The 15,775-nt window shown below is 72.6% G+C and carries 12 protein-coding genes; 6 read left to right on the top strand and 6 right to left on the bottom strand.

Features of this window, described 5'->3' with window-relative positions; all coding sequences use genetic code 11:
* Nucleotides 1–179 precede the first annotated feature (179 nt).
* The gene (locus tag ACFVGY_RS19205) at nt 180–629 is read left to right on the top strand and encodes a hypothetical protein (protein ID WP_385678575.1); all 450 of its coding nucleotides are present in this window, start codon (nt 180–182) and stop codon (nt 627–629) included.
* A 120-nt stretch (nt 630–749) separates the two neighbouring features.
* Here ACFVGY_RS19205 and ACFVGY_RS19200 read toward each other — a convergent pair whose 3' ends face one another.
* A complete protein-coding gene (locus tag ACFVGY_RS19200) occupies nt 750–1,208 on the bottom strand; it encodes a hypothetical protein (RefSeq protein WP_385678572.1) in 459 nt (152 codons plus the stop codon).
* Between the two features lie 149 nt (nt 1,209–1,357).
* On the opposite strand from ACFVGY_RS19200, the gene ACFVGY_RS19195 reads away from it, so the two are divergent.
* From ACFVGY_RS19195 to ACFVGY_RS19180, 4 genes are all read left to right on the top strand, one after another.
* Nucleotides 1,358–2,422 carry a hypothetical protein gene (locus ACFVGY_RS19195; RefSeq protein ID WP_385678782.1) on the top strand — a complete coding sequence of 355 codons (1,065 nt, stop codon included), beginning with the start codon at nt 1,358–1,360 and terminating at the stop codon, nt 2,420–2,422.
* Nucleotides 2,423–2,434: 12 nt separating this feature from the next.
* Complete coding sequence (locus ACFVGY_RS19190; RefSeq protein ID WP_385678569.1) at nt 2,435–3,619, top strand: toxic anion resistance protein; 1,185 nt, start codon at nt 2,435–2,437, stop codon at nt 3,617–3,619.
* 164 nt (nt 3,620–3,783) lie between these two features.
* Entirely contained in the window at nt 3,784–5,328 is a 1,545-nt protein-coding gene (locus tag ACFVGY_RS19185; protein WP_385678779.1) for a substrate-binding domain-containing protein, read from the top strand.
* Nucleotides 5,315–5,944: a hypothetical protein gene (locus ACFVGY_RS19180; protein ID WP_385678566.1), complete on the top strand. Its 630-nt coding sequence runs from the start codon at nt 5,315–5,317 to the stop codon at nt 5,942–5,944. The genes ACFVGY_RS19185 and ACFVGY_RS19180 overlap by 14 nt, the downstream gene beginning before the upstream one ends.
* 134 nt (nt 5,945–6,078) lie before the next feature.
* Here the strand turns inward: ACFVGY_RS19180 and ACFVGY_RS19175 are convergent, their stop codons facing one another.
* On the bottom strand, nt 6,079–7,905 hold the full coding sequence (locus ACFVGY_RS19175; protein ID WP_385678564.1) for a phosphoenolpyruvate carboxykinase (GTP): 1,827 nt from the start codon (nt 7,903–7,905) through the stop codon (nt 6,079–6,081).
* Between the two features lie 211 nt (nt 7,906–8,116).
* On the opposite strand from ACFVGY_RS19175, the gene ACFVGY_RS19170 reads away from it, so the two are divergent.
* A complete protein-coding gene (locus ACFVGY_RS19170) occupies nt 8,117–8,821 on the top strand; it encodes a hemolysin III family protein (RefSeq protein ID WP_385678561.1) in 705 nt (234 codons plus the stop codon).
* 28 nt (nt 8,822–8,849) lie between these two features.
* On the opposite strand, the gene ACFVGY_RS19165 is transcribed toward ACFVGY_RS19170, so the two are convergent.
* The 4 genes from ACFVGY_RS19165 to ACFVGY_RS19150 form a co-directional block, all read right to left on the bottom strand.
* Nucleotides 8,850–11,273, bottom strand: a complete 2,424-nt coding sequence (locus ACFVGY_RS19165) for a galactose oxidase-like domain-containing protein (RefSeq protein ID WP_385678558.1) — start codon at nt 11,271–11,273, stop codon at nt 8,850–8,852.
* A gap of 23 nt (nt 11,274–11,296) precedes the next feature.
* Nucleotides 11,297–12,553: a glycosyltransferase gene (locus ACFVGY_RS19160; RefSeq protein WP_385678555.1), complete on the bottom strand. Its 1,257-nt coding sequence runs from the start codon at nt 12,551–12,553 to the stop codon at nt 11,297–11,299.
* Nucleotides 12,554–12,560: 7 nt separating this feature from the next.
* Nucleotides 12,561–14,189 carry an ArnT family glycosyltransferase gene (locus ACFVGY_RS19155; protein WP_385678776.1) on the bottom strand — a complete coding sequence of 543 codons (1,629 nt, stop codon included), beginning with the start codon at nt 14,187–14,189 and terminating at the stop codon, nt 12,561–12,563.
* A gap of 251 nt (nt 14,190–14,440) precedes the next feature.
* A complete protein-coding gene (locus ACFVGY_RS19150) occupies nt 14,441–15,775 on the bottom strand; it encodes a glycosyltransferase (RefSeq protein WP_385678552.1) in 1,335 nt (444 codons plus the stop codon).

The following is a 15,775-nucleotide window of genomic DNA, read 5'->3' as shown; positions in this document are numbered from 1 at the left end:
CACGAGCTCCAGGGGGTTTGGGGGGTGTGGTTGTTTTTTAAACCCCCCGGGGGGTCGGTTCGGGCCCGGGCCTCCAGGGGTGCTCGTCCCGCCCCGCCCCCGCCCCATTTCAGGATCGAACTCAACTTTAGAATGAATCCAATGTAGGATGGTCTCCTGACCCCGCAGGAGGCCACCTCATGTACGAGCCGATCCGGACCAAGCCGGCCGTCCACCGTATGGGCGGCCACCACGCCGGCAGCCACGACAGCCGTGGTGGCTACCCGCACAGCACCCGGGCCGAAGCGCTGGACCACCAGCTCGCCGGCCACCTCTCCGCCCTGCTCACGGTCACCGACCAGCTCGGCCTCGACGGCGAGGGCGCCCGGATCGCCGCCCAGGTCGCGCGCCTGCGCGGCAGCGAGCCCGTCCGCGCGCCCCGTGCGCAGGAGGCGGACCCCGCCGCCCTCCACCGGCGCGCCCACGACCTCGCCGGCCGGGCGCTCGTCGTGGCCGCGTCCCGTGCCGACACCACCGTGGCGATCCTCGCCGCCGAGCGAATGGACGCGCACGCCGCCGCCCTGAACCCGGCAGCCCTCGACCCGGCAGCCTCGGAGCCGGCCTCCCGGGACCTCGCCGGGCGCCCCTGACCGGCCCCGGTCCGGGGCCGGTCAGGCTCCGGGCCGGGCGCCTCGGCGTGCCTCACACCACGGGCCGCCCGCGCCACCTCACGGCACCGCCACAGCACCGCCACGGGCCACCGCACCACCTCACGGCGCCGGCACCAGCGCCCCCGGCGTGAACTCCGCCGCCGCCACCCCGCACCACGGCACCGCCGCCGCCCGCCACACCGGGCCGACCGCCTCCCCGCGCTCCACCGCGCCGGGAGCCACCCCGGGCACCTTCACCAGCGCCTGCGCCGCACGCCCGCCCGGCACCGGCTCGGCCTGCTCGCGGAACTCGACCGTGACGACGTACGCGCCGACGCCCTCGGGCCGGCCCGCCGCCTCCACGGCCGCCACCACCCGCCGGCTCGCCGCGTCGACCCGGCACCCGGTGACCCGTACGTCCGCCACCGCGGCCCGCGGCGGCGCGCCGCCCGACCCGTCGCCGGCCCACACGTACAGGCCCAGCGGGGCGAACACCAGCAGGGCGGCCACGGACGACAGGCCGACGACCCAGCCCTGCCACTTCAACGCGCACACGCTCGCGCTCACGCTCACGGCCATGCCACGATCCTGACGGCCCGCCGCCCCCGCTTCCAGCACCCGCGGATTCATACGGCATTTCGAAGTGGGACCGCTTGGTCACCCGGAGTTCACCCAACCCCTCGCGGAATGTGGGTTTCCGTGAGCAGGCTGCACCCGTGAGACGCATCCTGGCAATCGTGCTTGGTGTCCTCCTCCTCGGCGGCGTCGCAGCCGTCGTCTTCCAGGGGGTCACCGAGCCCACGGCACCGAAGACCGTGAAAGTAGAAGGCGTCATCGGGTCCGAGAAGGCAGAGTTCTTCCGCGACCCCGACGTCGTCAAGGCCCTGAAGAACAAGGGCTACACCGTGCAGACCGAGACCTCCGGCTCCTGGGCCATGGACCGGCTCCCGCTGAAGAAGTACGACTTCGCGTTCCCCTCCAGCAGCGAGCCCGCCCCGGAGATCGAGGCCGCGGCCGGCATCAAGGGGGCCCAGAGCACGCGGCCGTTCTTCTCCCCGCTCGTCGTCATCGCCCGCGCCAACGCGGCGAAGGTCCTGGCCGACAACGGCCTGGCCAAGATGACCGGCAGGAACTCCGGCACGCTCCTGATGGGCCCCTACCTCAAGGCCGCCGGGGAGGACCGGACCTGGCAGCAGCTGCCCGGCTCGGCCGCCCACCCCGAACTCACCGGCACCGTGTTCATCAAGACCACCGACCCGGCCACCTCCAACTCCGGCGCGCTGTTCCTCGCCGCCACCTCCAACGTCGCCAACGACAACAAGGTCGTCGCCGACGACGCGGCGATCGGGCGGACGGCACCGCTGTTGCGGAAGCTGATCTCCGTCCAGGGCGCCCTGGAGCCGAGCACCGACGACCCGTTCCGTTCCTTCATCAGCGGCAGCGGCGAGCCGCTCATCCTCGCCTACGAGGCCCAGGTCGCCTCCCTCGTCCAGCAGAAGCAGGCCCCCGCCGACATGGTCGTCCTCTACCCGGACACCACCGTCAACTCCCCGCACACCTTCGTCCCGATCAGCGAGGACGCCCGCGGACTCGGCACCCTCCTGGCCACCGACCCCGAGCTGCGCAAGCTGGCCGTCCGGCACGGCTTCCGGCCGCAGGACGGCGTGCCCGAGTTCACCGCCGCGACCGCCGCGCACGGCGCGTACCTCAACCCGGAGCTGACCGGCATCCGCCAGGTCGGCGCACCCACCGTCAAGATCCTCATGGCGCTGGCCGAGCGCGCCAAGGGCTAGGGGGACCCGCACATGACACTCTCGCCTCCCGAGGACGGCCCGCTCGTCCTCACCGCACCCGAGCCCGTGCCCGCCGTCCGGCGGGAGCAGGCCTCCGGCCTCGTCCCGCTCGACGACGCCGTCCGCGCCGAAGTGGCCCGCCGGGCCGCCGAGTACGCCGGCTCCCTCACCGGGATCGACCCCCGCTCCCCCGAGTTCGCCGCCCGGATCGGCGAGGTCACCGGGCTCGGCGCGGCCGACATGCGCACCGCCGACCGGCAGTCCAACCGGATGCTGGAGCGGGCCGTGCGCTCGCTCGGCTCCGAGGGCGGCGACGCCCAGGCCCGGGTCGCGGGCTCGCTGGTCGAGCTGCGCCGGACCGTCGAGGACCTCGACCCGCGGGACAACGCGGGCCGGGGCGCGCGCCGGCTGCTGGCCAAGCTGCCCGGCGGCAACCGGTTCCGCGACCACGTCGCGAAGTACGCCTCCGCGCAGGCCACCCTCAACCGGATCGTCGGCGCGCTGCGCAGCGGCCAGGACGAGCTGCGCCGCGACAGCGCGGCCCTGCACACCGAGCGGGCCCGGCTGTGGGAGACCATGGGCCGGCTCCAGGAGTACGCGCTGCTGACCGAGGCCCTCGACACGGCCGTGGAGCAACGGGTCGCCGAGGCCTCGTACGCCGACCCGGAGTCGGCCGACGCGCTCCGCGCCGACGTGCTGTTCCCCGTCCGGCAGAAGCACCAGGACCTGCTGACGCAGCTGGCCGTGTGCGCGCAGGGCTACCTGGCGATGGACGTGGTCCGGCGCAGCAACGAGGAGCTGATCAAGGGGGTGGACCGGGCGGCGACGACCACCGTGTCCGCGTTGCGGATCGCGGTGATGCTGGCGTCGGCCCTCGACAACCAGCGCAAGGTGACCGAACAGGTCGGCGCGCTGCGCTCCACGACCGAGGACCTGATCCGCGGCAACGCCGAGATGCTGGCCACGCAGAGCGGGGAGATCCAGCGGATCGCGGCCGACCCGGCCGTGGGCGCGGAGACCCTGCGGGCGGCGTTCGCGCAGATCTACACGACGCTCGACACGATCGACACGTTCAAGGTGCAGGCGGCCGAGACCATGGCCGCCACGGTGGACGCCCTGAGCGGGGAGCTGCAGACGGCCTCCGCCTACCTGGCGCGGACGCGGGCGGCGGACGCCGCAGAAGGGGGTGCCCTGTGAGCGGGGTCGAGACGGAGCCGCTGCGCGGAGCCCTTCCCCACCCCGCCCCTTCCCTCGGGCAGGGGCTCGGGCAGGGGCAGGGGCGAGCCCGGGGCCGGGGCCGGGCCCGGGGCCGGGGCCGGGGCCGGGTGAAGCTGGTCGTGGGGCTCGTCTGCGTGGCGCTGGTGGGCACGGCGGGATGCACCGCCGACGGGCCCGCCGGGCCGGAGAAGAGCGTGTACAAGGACGGGACGCTGCGGGTGCTGGCCTCCAGTGAACTCGCCGACATGGAGCCGGTGCTGAAGGCCGCGAAGAAGGCCACCGGCGTGAGCGTCGAGCTGACCTGGTCGGGCACCCTCGACGCGGCCGAGCAGGTCGCCTCCGGCAAGGCCGACGGGAAGTACGACGCGATCTGGCTGTCCTCCAACGACTACCTGCGGCTGCGCCCGGAGGCGGCCGTGAAGATCGGCAGCGAGACCCCGGTGATGTCCTCGCCGGTCGCGCTCGGCGTGGAGCCGGACGCGCTGGCCCGGCTCGGCTGGAAGCCCGAGGAGGTCACCTGGTCGGCGGTGCACGAGGCGGTGGCCGCGGGGAAGCTCACGTACGGGATGACCGACCCGGTGCGCTCCAACTCGGGCTTCTCGGCGCTGGTTTCGGTGGCCTCCGGACTGTCGGGGGCGCAGGCGGCGCTGACCGACGCCGACGTGAAGACGGCCCAGCCGAAGCTGAAGCAGTTCTTCGCCGGGCAGAAGCTGACCTCCGGCTCCTCCGGCTGGCTGGCGACCGCGTACGCCAAGCGCGGGGACGTGGACGCGCTCGTCAACTACGAGTCCGTGCTGCTGGCGATGAACCGGGACGCGAAGACGAACCTGACGGTGGTCCGGCCGCGCGACGGGGTCGTCACCGCCCACTACCCGCTGACCCTGCTCACCTCGGCGCCGGCCGGGGCCCGCGAGTCCGGGCGGTCCCTGACCGACTGGCTGCGCGGCAGCGAGGCGCAGAAGCTGATCACGGAGCAGACGTTCCGGCGGCCGGTGGCGGCCGGGGTGGCCCCGGCGGCCGGGCTGAACCCGGACAAGCGGCGGGAGCTGCCGTTCCCGGGGAGCCGGCAGGTCGCCGACGGGCTGCTGGCCTCGTACGAGAACGAACTGCGCCGGCCCTCGCGGACGGTGTACGTGCTGGACACCTCCGGTTCGATGGCGGAGGAGAACCGCATCGGGCGGCTGCGGGACGCGCTCACCGAACTGACGGGCACCGGGGACTCGGGTCCCGGGCGGCGGTTCCGGGACCGCGAGGAGGTGACGCTGCTGCCCTTCGGCGACAAGGTGAAGCAGGTCCTCACGCATGTCGTGGAGCCGGGCAACCCGGGTCCGGCGCTGGACGCGATCCGCAAGGACGCGGGCGCGCTGCGGCCCGAGGGCGGCACGGCGGTGTACGCGAGCCTGCGGGCGGCGTACGAGCACCTGGGCAAGGGCAACACGGACGCGTTCACCTCGATCGTGCTGATGACCGACGGGCAGAGCGGGGACAAGGCGAAGGACTTCGAGTCCTTTCACGCGGCCCTGCCGGAGGCGCAGCGGCACACCCCGGTCTTCGCGGTGCTGTTCGGGGACTCCGACCGCAAGGAGCTCACCCGGATCACCGAGGTGACCGGCGGGCGCCTGTTCGACGCTTCCGGCGGCAACGACGCGCTCCGCGGGGCCTTCGAGGAGATCCGTGGCTACCAATAGGACCTCCGGCAGGGCTGCCGCGATGGCGCTGCGCTACCTGGAGTCGAAGAAGAACCTGGCCGGCTCCGCCTGCGGGGTGGCCGGGGTGGTGCTCACCCTCACGGGGGCGGCCGGCGCCTACTGGCCGCTGGTGGTGGCCGGGCTGTACGGGGCGGGGGCGTTGGTCGCCCCGCCCGAGCGGCCGGCCCCGCCCCCGCCCGCGGGGCTCACCGAGCAGCTGAACGGGGTGCGCGAGCAGTTCGGGCGGCTGCGGGAGTACCTGGCCGAGGTGGAGCTGCCGGAACCGGCCGGGGGGCGGCTCGCGGAGCTGGTCGAGCTGTACGCGGCGCTGCTGGAGCCGGGCTGGGTGGCGGACGTGCTGGCCGGGGAGCCGGAGCTGGTGCACGCGCTGTCGCGGGCGATCGAGGTGGACGTGCCGGAGTGCGTGGACACCTTCAACCGGACGCGGTGGTGGACCCGGCTCACCCCGGGCGGGGAGTCGCCGGAGCGGCACCTGGAGCGGCAGCTGGAGCTGCTGCACGAGGAGGCGGAGCGGGTGGCGGGGGACCTCCGGGAGACGGAGGCCCGCCGCCAGCAAACGCACACGGCCTACCTGGAGGAGCGCGGACGCTCCTGACAGGCAGGCCGTGGCTGCGGTGGGAACCGCTTGGTCGGGGGCTCCCACTACGGTGGGAAACCGCTTGGTCGGGGGCTCCCACATCTTCGGGCCCTGTCAGGCAGGGCGGCCCTGTCCGGCAGGGCGGTCATTCGTCAGCCCAGGCGCTCGACCAGGGCGTGGTACTGGTCCCACAGCTCCTTCGGCGTGTGCTCGCCGTAGGTGTTGAGGTGCTCGGGGACCAGGGCGGCCTCCTCGCGCCAGACCTTCTTGTCGACGGTCAGGAGGAAGTCGAGGTCCTCGTCGGAGATGTCGAGGCCGTCGAGGTCGAGGGCGGCCTTGGTCGGCAGGATGCCGATCGGGGTCTCGACGCCCTCGGCGGTGCCGTCGAGGCGGCCGACGATCCACTTGAGGACGCGGCTGTTCTCGCCGAAGCCCGGCCACACGAACTTGCCCGCGTCGTTCTTGCGGAACCAGTTCACGTAGTAGATCTTCGGGAGCTTCGCGGCGTCCGCGGAGGCACCGACCTTGATCCAGTGGGCCATGTAGTCGCCCATGTTGTAGCCGCAGAACGGCAGCATGGCGAACGGGTCGCGGCGCAGCTCGCCGACCTTGCCCTCGGCGGCGGCGGTCTTCTCGGAGGCGATGTTCGAGCCGATGAAGACGCCGTGGTTCCAGTCGAAGGACTCGGTGACCAGCGGGACCGCGGAGGCGCGGCGGCCGCCGAAGAGGATCGCGGAGATCGGGACGCCCTTGGGGTCCTCCCACTCGGGGGCGATCGTCGGGCACTGGGCGGCCGGGACGGCGAAGCGGGCGTTGGGGTGGGCGGCCGGGGTCTCGGACGCCGGGGTCCAGGGGTTGCCCTTCCAGTCGATCAGCTCGGCCGGGGTCTCCTCGGTCATGCCCTCCCACCAGACGTCGCCGCCGTCCGGGGTGAGCGCGACGTTGGTGAAGACGGTGTTGGCGTACATCGTCTTCATGGCGTTGGCGTTGGTGTGCGCGCCGGTGCCGGGGGCGACGCCGAAGAAGCCGGCCTCGGGGTTGATCGCGTAGAGGCGGCCGTCCTCGCCGAACCGCATCCAGGCGATGTCGTCGCCGATGGTCTCGACCGTCCAGCCGGGGATGGTCGGCTCCAGCATGGCCAGGTTGGTCTTGCCGCAGGCGGAGGGGAAGGCGGCGGCGACGTAGCGGGCCTCGCCCTGCGGCGGGGTGAGCTTGAGGATCAGCATGTGCTCGGCCAGCCAGCCCTCGTCGCGGGCCATGACGGACGCGATGCGCAGGGCGTAGCACTTCTTGCCGAGGAGGGCGTTGCCGCCGTAGCCCGAACCGAAGGACCAGATCTCGCGGGTCTCCGGGAAGTGCGAGATGTACTTGGTGGTGTTGCACGGCCACGGCACGTCGGCCTCGCCCTCTGCGAGCGGAGCGCCGAGGGTGTGGACGGCCTTGACGAAGAACCCGTCGGTGCCGAGCTCGTCGAGGACGGCCTTGCCCATGCGGGTCATGGTGCGCATGGCGACCGCGACGTAGGCGGAGTCGGTGATCTCGACGCCGATCGCGGACAGCTCGGAGCCCAGGGGGCCCATGCAGAACGGGACGACGTACATCGTCCGGCCCTTCATGGAGCCGCGGAAGATGCCGTTCTCGCCGGCGAAGATGTCCTTCATCTCCGCCGGGGCCATCCAGTGGTTGGTCGGGCCCGCGTCCTCTTCCTTCTCGGAGCAGATGAAGGTCCGGTCCTCGACGCGCGCGACGTCGGACGGGTCGGAGGCGGCGTAGTACGAGTTCGGGCGCTTCGACTCGTCGAGCTTCTTGAAGGTGCCCTTGGCCACGAGCTCCCCGCACAGGCGCTCGTACTCGGCCTCGGAACCGTCGCACCAGACGACCCTGTCGGGCTCGGTGATCGCCGCGATCTCGTCGACCCAGGCGATCAGGTCCTTGTGATTCGTCGGTACGGAAGTGGGAGCCGCGTTGTCGCGCGCCACGATTGCTCCTTGTTGAGGGGTTTGTTTGGTGTATGCCCCGTGGGGGCTGCGACCCGGACGCTTCGCGCTCCGCTCATCCGGTGCCGACCGCACTCATCTGATCATCCGGTGCATGTGCGCATATGTCCAGAGGGCCTCTCACGTGAGCATCGCCACTCCTGTCAATCTTCCGTAAAGCAGACCGCCGAAAACCTACGGACCCGTAGGTAGCATGACGACCATGACTTCTGACGCCGTAGTCGCGCCGGAGGCCGCCGCCGGGCCGGCCACCACAGCAGCACCGGAGGCCAAGCCGCTCATGCGCGGATGGCTGCACGCCGGAATGTTCCCCGCCGTGGTCGTCGCGGGTCTGGCGCTCATGGCCTTCACCGACTCGGCCGAGGCGCGGATCGCCTGCGGCGTCTACATCCTCACGGCCTGCCTGCTGTTCGGCATCAGCGCCGTGTACCACCGCGGCACCTGGGGCCCGCGGGGCGAGGCCATCCTGCGCCGCCTCGACCACGCCAACATCTTCCTGATCATCGCGGGGACGTACACCCCGCTGACCGTGATCCTCCTGCCGCCCTCCACCGGACGGACGCTGCTGTGGGCGGTGTGGCTCGCGGCCGCCGCCGGGATCGCCTTCCGGGTCTTCTGGGTCGGCGCCCCGCGCTGGCTCTACACCCCCTGCTACATCGCGATGGGCTGGGCCGCGGTCTTCTTCCTGCCCGACTTCCTGCGCACGGGCGGCCTCGCCGTCCTGGTGCTGGTCGTCGTCGGCGGGCTGCTGTACAGCGCGGGAGGGGTCATCTACGGGATCAAGCGCCCCAACCCCTCCCCGCGCTTCTTCGGCTTCCACGAGGTCTTCCACTCGCTGACGCTCGCGGCGTTCGTCGCGCACTACGTCGGCATCTCGCTCGCCGCCTACCGGCACTGAACGGGCCGCGGCGCGGCCCGCGGAGCGCTCAGCAGGCCCGGCCGTCGCGGTCGGGGTCCAGGCGCAGCGGGTCGCTGCCGTGGACCTTCATCCGCTTCGGGTACTGGTGGGAGGCCAGCCAGGCGCAGCGGGCCTCGGTCGTCTCCTGCACCTCGGCCGGGAACCGGGTCGGGACGCACTGGTTGACGGTGCCGTAGTGCCGGTCGCAGCCCGCCACGCTCGGCGGGACCGGGACGGAGTCCCGCTTGCCCGGGTTCTGCTTCGGGGCGGCCTGCGGTGCGTCGGCGAAGTCGTGGACGTGCGGCGAGGGGCTCTTGTCGGCGGCCGCGAGGGCCGACGGGCCTGCCAGGTGCACCCAGGTCGCCACCGACGGGACGCCGTTCGCGTCGACCCCGAAGAGCATGTACCAGCCGGGCGGCGCCAGGTTCGGGTTGCTGGTGACGTTGAGGTCGACGGTGGTGTCGTTGACGACGCTCAGCGGCAGGTCCACGAACCGCTGGTTGGGGTCCGAGGAGTGGGTGACCGCGGCCGGGCGGATCAGCTCCGCCTTGGCGATCGGCCGGTCGACGGTGATCCGCTGCACGTCCCCGTACGTCCACTGCCGGTCGATGACCGAGGTGAGCCGCGGGCGCGGGCCCTTGAACAGGTACGGCGGGCTGTAGATCGACACGTTGTGGTTGTACGTGCCGTTGCCCGGGTTGTCGCCGACCGCCATCACCCGGCCGTCGGGCATCAGGAAGGCCGCCGAGTGGTACGTCCGCGGCACCGGGTCGGCCGGCAGCCCCGCCTGGTAGGTGTTGGTCACCGGGTCGAAGAACGAGGCCTCGTACACCGGGTCGGCCCGGTCGTGCAGGCCGCCGCCGGTCTCCAGCACCTTGCCGTCCGGCAGCAGCACGGCCGAGACGTACATCTTGCCCTCGGCCCCGGTCTGCGGGCGCTTGCCCTGGCCGGTGTCGACCAGGCCCTGCGGCAGGTCCGGGCCCGGCAGGTAGCTCGGGTTCGGCGCCTTGAGGTCGATCAGGTCGGTCAGCCGGTTCGCCGCCGGGTTCCGCTCGTTGTTGCCGCCGCCGATGGTCAGCACCCGCTGGTCCTGGGCGGGCGGCAGCAGCACGCTCGCGGACTCGTCGCGTTCGTCCTTGTTGCGCAGGCCGGGCACGTCCGTGATCGTGTTGGCGTCGTAGTCGTAGATCGAGGCGCCGGTGCCCGGCGTGCCGTTGCCGAAGGTGTGGCTGCCCGAGTAGAACAGCCGCCCGTCCTGCATGAGGATCATCGACGGGTACAGGCCCCAGTACGACCAGGTCTGGTTGACCTCGTTCATCGGCAGCCACTTGTGCTGCGCCGCCGAGAACTTCTCGGCGGTGACGTTGCCCGTCGAGTCCTCCTTCAGGCCGCCGAAGGAGATCACGTCGCCGTTGCCGAGGATCGTCGCCGACGGGTACCAGTGCCCGCCGTTCATGTCGTTGGTCCGGGTGTACGACTCGGTCGCCGGGTCGAAGACGTAACTGTCCTTCAGGCCCTGGTAGCCGATCTTGCCGTCGGCGGACGGGTAACCCTTGTTGCCGCTCATCACCAGGACGCGGCCGTCGGACAGCTGCACGTGGCCCGCGCAGAACATGTCGACCGGCGTCGGGATCGTCCTGAAGCTGCCGTTCTCCGGGTCGTACACGGCCGAGGTGAAGGTGCCCGCGTTGAACTGGGAGATGTCGTTGCCGGAGCCCGCGATCAGCAGCACCTTGCCGTTCTTCAGGACGACCGCGTGCATCGAGCGGACCGGGTTCTTGGCCGGGATCACCTCCCACTTCCCCTTCGCGCACTCCTCCGGGGTGCCGGAGCAGGACGGCTGCGGCGGTGGCGCGCCGACCTCCTCCATGGCGTAGTCGTCGGTGGTGACGGAGCCCGTCCCGTAGACCGACAGCCCCCAACTGATCTTGTCGGTGTTCGGCGGGACCGCCGGGGTGCGCACCTGCGTACGCGACCAGCCGGCGCTCACCGGCGGGTTCTGCAGGTCGGTCCAGTACTGCCAGCTGCCGGTGGCGGTGTCGTGGCGGAAGACGGTCACCGACACGTCCGGAGTGTCCGACTTATACCAGGCCGACAGGTCGTACTGCCGGCCCGGTACGACGGTCGGGGCGCAGGTCGCGTTCTCGGTGACCAGGGCCTTGCGGTCGCCGGTCACCCGACGGGTCAGCGAGACGCGCATCGCCTTCGTGCCGCTGTGGGCGTCGGCGACGGTGGCGAAGGTGAAGTCGTTGTCGCCCCAGCCGGACTTCTCCCAGCAGGACGGCATGTCGGCGCCGGGCGCGCCGGCGGTCTCGAAACCGGGGTTGGTGAGCAGATTGGGCGGTCCGGCGGTGGCTTGCTGCGGTGCGGTGAGCAGCAGGCCCGCGGTCATCGCCCCGACGGCGGCCAGGGCGGCCCGCCGCCCGGCCCGCCGTCGGATGTTCGCTGGCATGGACGAGTTCCCTTCTGTGCGGCTCAGCTCCTGGTGGTGCGCGCGGTCCGGGCGGTCCGCGGCGTACGGGCCCCGTGCGGCCCGCGGCGCGGTCTGCGCGGCAGGTAGACGAGGGCCTCGGTGGCCGCGAACCGCAGGACGAAGGTGGTGGTCAGGGCGAGGGCGGTGGCCGGCAGCACCGGCAGGCCGAACCGGGCCACGAACAGCCCGATCAGCGGCAGGCGCAGCAGCAGGTCGGCGTTGGCGAGCAGGGCGAACCGGCCGAGGCGGTCCGCCCAGTGGCGGTGCCGGCGGCGGTCGCGGAAGAGCAGCCCCTCGATGAGGGCGAAGTTCCACAGCACCCCCGCCTGGTTGGCGGCGATCTCGGCCGGCAGGTAGTGCATCCCGGCCCGGGTGAGCAGCCACAGCGCGAGCAGGTTCGGGACGAAGCCGGAGAGCCCGACCAGCCCGAAGCCGATCATCCGGGCCAGCGGGGTCGCGAACCGCAGGGCGGCGAGGTGGGCGAGGAAGCGCATCCCCTCGCGGAGGGTGGACTTGGACTCGCCCGCGTGCCGGTCCTGGAAGACGAACGGCACCTCGGCGGTCCTCGCGGGGCGGCCGGGGGCGCGTTCCGACGCCGGCTGGTGGCGCACCGCCAGCTCCAGCAGGATCTTGTAGCCCAGGGGCCTCAGGGCCTCGGCGGTCACGGCCGAGCGGCGGACGGCGAAGAAGCCGCTCATCGGGTCGCTGATGCCGCGCAGGGCGCGCGGGAAGAGCCCCTTGGCGAGCCAGGTCGCCCCGCGCGAGACGGCGACCCGATAGCCCCCGGCCAGCCCGGCCCGGCTGCCGCCGGGGAGGTAGCGGGAGGCGACGACGAGGTCGGCGCCGGTCCGCTCCCCCTCGGCGACCAGCTCGGGCACCAGGTGGGGAGGGTGCTGGAGGTCGGCGTCCATGACGACGACCCAGTCCCCGGACGCCCGTTTGATCCCCTCCACCACGGCCCCGCCGAGGCCGCCGTCCGGGGTCTCCCGGTGCAGGACGGACACGGGGAACGGGCAGCCCGGGGCCGCCTTCTCGATGACCTCCGGGGTGTCGTCCGTGGAGTCGTCCACGAACAGCACCGTGCAGGGAAGGCCGGCGGGGAGGGAGACGGTGAGCCGGTCCAGCAGCTCGGTGATGTTCGCCGCCTCGTTGAACGTCGGGATGATCAGCGTGACGCTGCCGCGGGCGGGTGCCCCGGCCGGCTCCAGCAGGACCGGGACGTGCGGGGTGGCGTGCGGGGTGCGCGGTTCGTCGCTCATGCCGGCCTCACCTCCCGTCCGGGCGGACGGCGGACCCGGCGGGCTCGGCGGACCCGGCGGACCCGGCGGACCCGGCGGATCCGGCGGGCTCGGTCGCGCGGATCTCGATGCGGCGGATCTCGATGCGGTCCTCGCCGGAGCCGAAGACGGCCACCACGGCCGAATGCTCCAGCGCCGCCCTGACGTTGGGCAGGGCCCGGGCGTCCCGGCGGACCGTGGGCGAGGAGACCACGTAGTCGATGTCCCGCCAGCCGCGCGGCAGGGCCTCGGTGACGGCCGGGTCGAGGTCGGCCTTGTAGAACCAGATGGCGCCCAGCCCCGGCTCGAAGCCGTGGTGGACGGCGTCCAGCCAGAGCGCGTCGTCGAGCAGGACCCGGGTGTGCGCCGGGTCGGTGACCTCGCGGCCGAGCCAGGCGGCCGCCTGCCGGTACGGGGCGTTGGCGTCGGCCGTGAGCGCGGTGCGGTCGCCCTCGTACCAGCGCGGCAGGACGTAGCCGGCGGCCGCGACGGCGAGCACGCCGACCAGCAGCCGGCGCCCGTACGTGAGCGCCCGGCGCTCCCCGGCCGCGCGGCGGCGCCGCAGCGCGGCGTGGGTGACGCTCGCCGCGCCGCCGGCGAGGACGAGGGCGAGGAACGGCAGCGCCTGGATGACGTACATCGCCGGCAGGTAGCCGTCGGGCCGCAGCGCGACGGCCGCGAGGATGGCGACGGCCAGGGCCGGGCCCGCGAGCGCGCGGGCGGTGACGGACCGGCCGAGCGTGGCGAGCAGGAGGAGGGCGCCGGCCAGCCCGCCGAGCGGCAGGACGGTGTCGTAGTAGAGCCAGGAGCGCAGGACGTCGTTCGAGCCGGAGCCGGGGGTGAGGAGGAAGCCGGAGCCCGGGCGGCTCATCTGGTAGGTGATGCCGTCGATGAGGGAGACGTGCCCGGGGCCGGGCAGCAGCTCGTCGTTGAGGAGCGCGTACAGCGGGTACGACAGGCCGATCAGGGCGCAGGCGGTGACGGCGCCGGTGACGGCGAACTTGCGGGTGTCGGGATGGCTGTGCCGCCACATCGTCACCAGCAGTGCCGGCAGCACCACCAGCATCGTCTCCTTCGTCAGGACTGCGGTCGCGGCCGCCAGTCCGGACGCGAAGTGGTGCCACAGGTGCCGGCGCGGGGACGCGGCCAGGCAGAAGGCCAGCAGCATCCACATCACGGCGAGGTTGTCGAGGAAGATCTCCCGCTGGAGGACGACGGACAGCGGCGAGAGCCCGAACAGGGCCATCGCCAGGCCGGCGGCCCAGCGCGGCAGCCAGAGGCGGCGCGCGAGGACGTAGAGGAGCACGGAGCTCGCGGCGGAGACGGCGACCATCGACAGGCGCATCGGCGCCACGGTCATCCAGTCCGGCACGAGGAGGGACGGCAGCCAGGTCAGGGCCGCGATCTGGATCCAGCCGAGCGGTGGATGGTCGTACCAGTACGTGTAGTGGGCGAGGCCCTCGCCCTGCTGGACGGCCCACGCCTGGGCGAGGTAGGTGCCCTCGTCGTCGCTCAGGGTCGGGTAGTTGGTGATGTTCCAGCCCTGGACGAGCACGATCACGAGGAGCAGGGCCCCGCAGAGCAGCAGGTCGGGCCGGGAGGAGCGGAACCGGACCAGCGGCCTGGCCGGGGCGGCCGACGCGGCCGACGCGGCAGGACCGGCCGACGCGGCAGGACCGGCCGATGCGGCCGGTCGGGCCCCGGGACCGGCGTCGGGACGCGGCTCACCGGCCGGGCGCGGCCCTGCGGGGGGCGGCCCGGCAGGGGGCGGGGCGGTGGCGACGTCGGTGGCAGGGGCGGTGGCGGTGGTGGCCTCGGGCTGGGGCTGGGGCTGGGGCTGGGGATCAGTGGCCGTGGGCAGGGTCGCGGTCACCGGTGGCTGTCCTCTCGGATCGCGGCGTACGCAGCGGACGCAGTGGAGGCGGTGGAAACTGTGGAGCCGGTGGAACCGGTCGAGCTGGTCGAGCCGGTGAGGTGGGCGCCGGTGTGGCGGGTCAGCTCCCATTCGGTGCGGCCGCGCTGCTCGCGCCAGACCGCCCGGATCGCCGCGCCCGCCAGCATGACCTGGTAGAAGGGGCCACCCGCGATCAGCTTGAGGTAGTGCACGAAGCGCACGCGCAGCCCGTACTGGCGGCCGAAGTCGTGCAGGCCGACGATCTCGAACACGAAGGTCACCAGGGCCGTGATCAGCGGCAGGAAGGTGATGATCGCGACGCCGACGGGGACGTCCAGGAAGAGGGCGACGGCGGTGTTGACCGGGATGATCACCCCGGAGGCCGCCTGCATGAACGGGGTCATCAGCGTGTAGCGGGCCAGCCAGCGCTGGCCGCGGCCGGGCAGGCGCCGCCAGTCCCGCTTCCGGTAGACCTGGAGGAATCCCTGGTTCCAGCGGGTGCGCTGCTTGAGGAGGCTGACCAGCGAGCCCGGGGTCTCCTCGCGGGTGACCATGTCGGAGTCGTAGGCGACGACCACCTTCTTGCCGGCCGACGACAGCCGTACGCCCAGGTCGCAGTCCTCGGCCAGGCAGTTCTGGTCCCACCCGCCGGCCTCGCGCAGCACGTCCGTGCGGACGAAGACGGTGTTGCCGCCGAGCGGGATGAAGCCCTTCTCGGCGTGCAGGTGCAGCCGGGAGCGGAACCAGAAGAAGTACTCCAGGCAGTTGCGCAGGCTGTACCAGCTGGAGTGGAAGTTGATCAGCTGGACGCCGCCCTGGACGACGTCGGCGCCGGTCGCGCGGAAGGCGTGGTCGACGTGGGCGAGCAGCTCGGGATGGACCTGGTCCTCGGCGTCGAAGACCCCGACGATGTCGCCCCGGCAGTGCGGGAGGGCGGTGTTGAGGGCCTTGGGTTTGTTCTTGGTCTCGTGGTGGTCGACGACGACGCGGACGCGGTCGGGCGCCAGGGCGGCAGCCTCCTCGGCGACCGCGGTGGTCTCGGGGTCGTCGTGGCCGACGATGACGATGATCTCGTAGTCGGTGTGGCTCGATTCGAGCAGCCGCTCGACGGTGTGCCGCAGGACGGCCTGTTCGTGCCGGGCCGGGAGCAGGAGCGAGAAGGCCAGCCGGCCCTCGCCGTCGGGCCGGTCGAAACGGGTGGAGGCCAGCGTCTCGGGCGTGCGCCAGGCGTGCATCTGCCACCACAGCGTGAACGCGGCCATCCAGAACAGGGCAAAGGAAATTGCCGATATGAACACAGAAGTGTACAA

The sequence above is a fragment of the Streptomyces sp. NPDC127106 genome (assembly GCF_042677605.1).
GTDB lineage: Bacteria > Actinomycetota > Actinomycetes > Streptomycetales > Streptomycetaceae > Streptomyces.
The sequence above is the reverse complement of the archived record's forward strand: the minus strand, read 5'-3'. Positions and strand labels throughout refer to the sequence as shown.

What these genes read in the sequence shown, in the direction of transcription:
- ACFVGY_RS19190 (WP_385678569.1), top strand. Translation starts at nt 2,435, where the DNA reads ATGACACTCTCGCCTCCCGAGGACGGCCCGCTCGTCCTCACCGCACCC.
- ACFVGY_RS19170 (WP_385678561.1), top strand. Translation starts at nt 8,117, where the DNA reads ATGACGACCATGACTTCTGACGCCGTAGTCGCGCCGGAGGCCGCCGCC.
- ACFVGY_RS19160 (WP_385678555.1), bottom strand. Translation starts at nt 12,553, where the DNA reads ATGAGCGACGAACCGCGCACCCCGCACGCCACCCCGCACGTCCCGGTC.
- ACFVGY_RS19205 (WP_385678575.1), top strand. Translation starts at nt 180, where the DNA reads ATGTACGAGCCGATCCGGACCAAGCCGGCCGTCCACCGTATGGGCGGC.
- ACFVGY_RS19165 (WP_385678558.1), bottom strand. Translation starts at nt 11,273, where the DNA reads ATGCCAGCGAACATCCGACGGCGGGCCGGGCGGCGGGCCGCCCTGGCC.
- ACFVGY_RS19200 (WP_385678572.1), bottom strand. Translation starts at nt 1,208, where the DNA reads ATGGCCGTGAGCGTGAGCGCGAGCGTGTGCGCGTTGAAGTGGCAGGGC.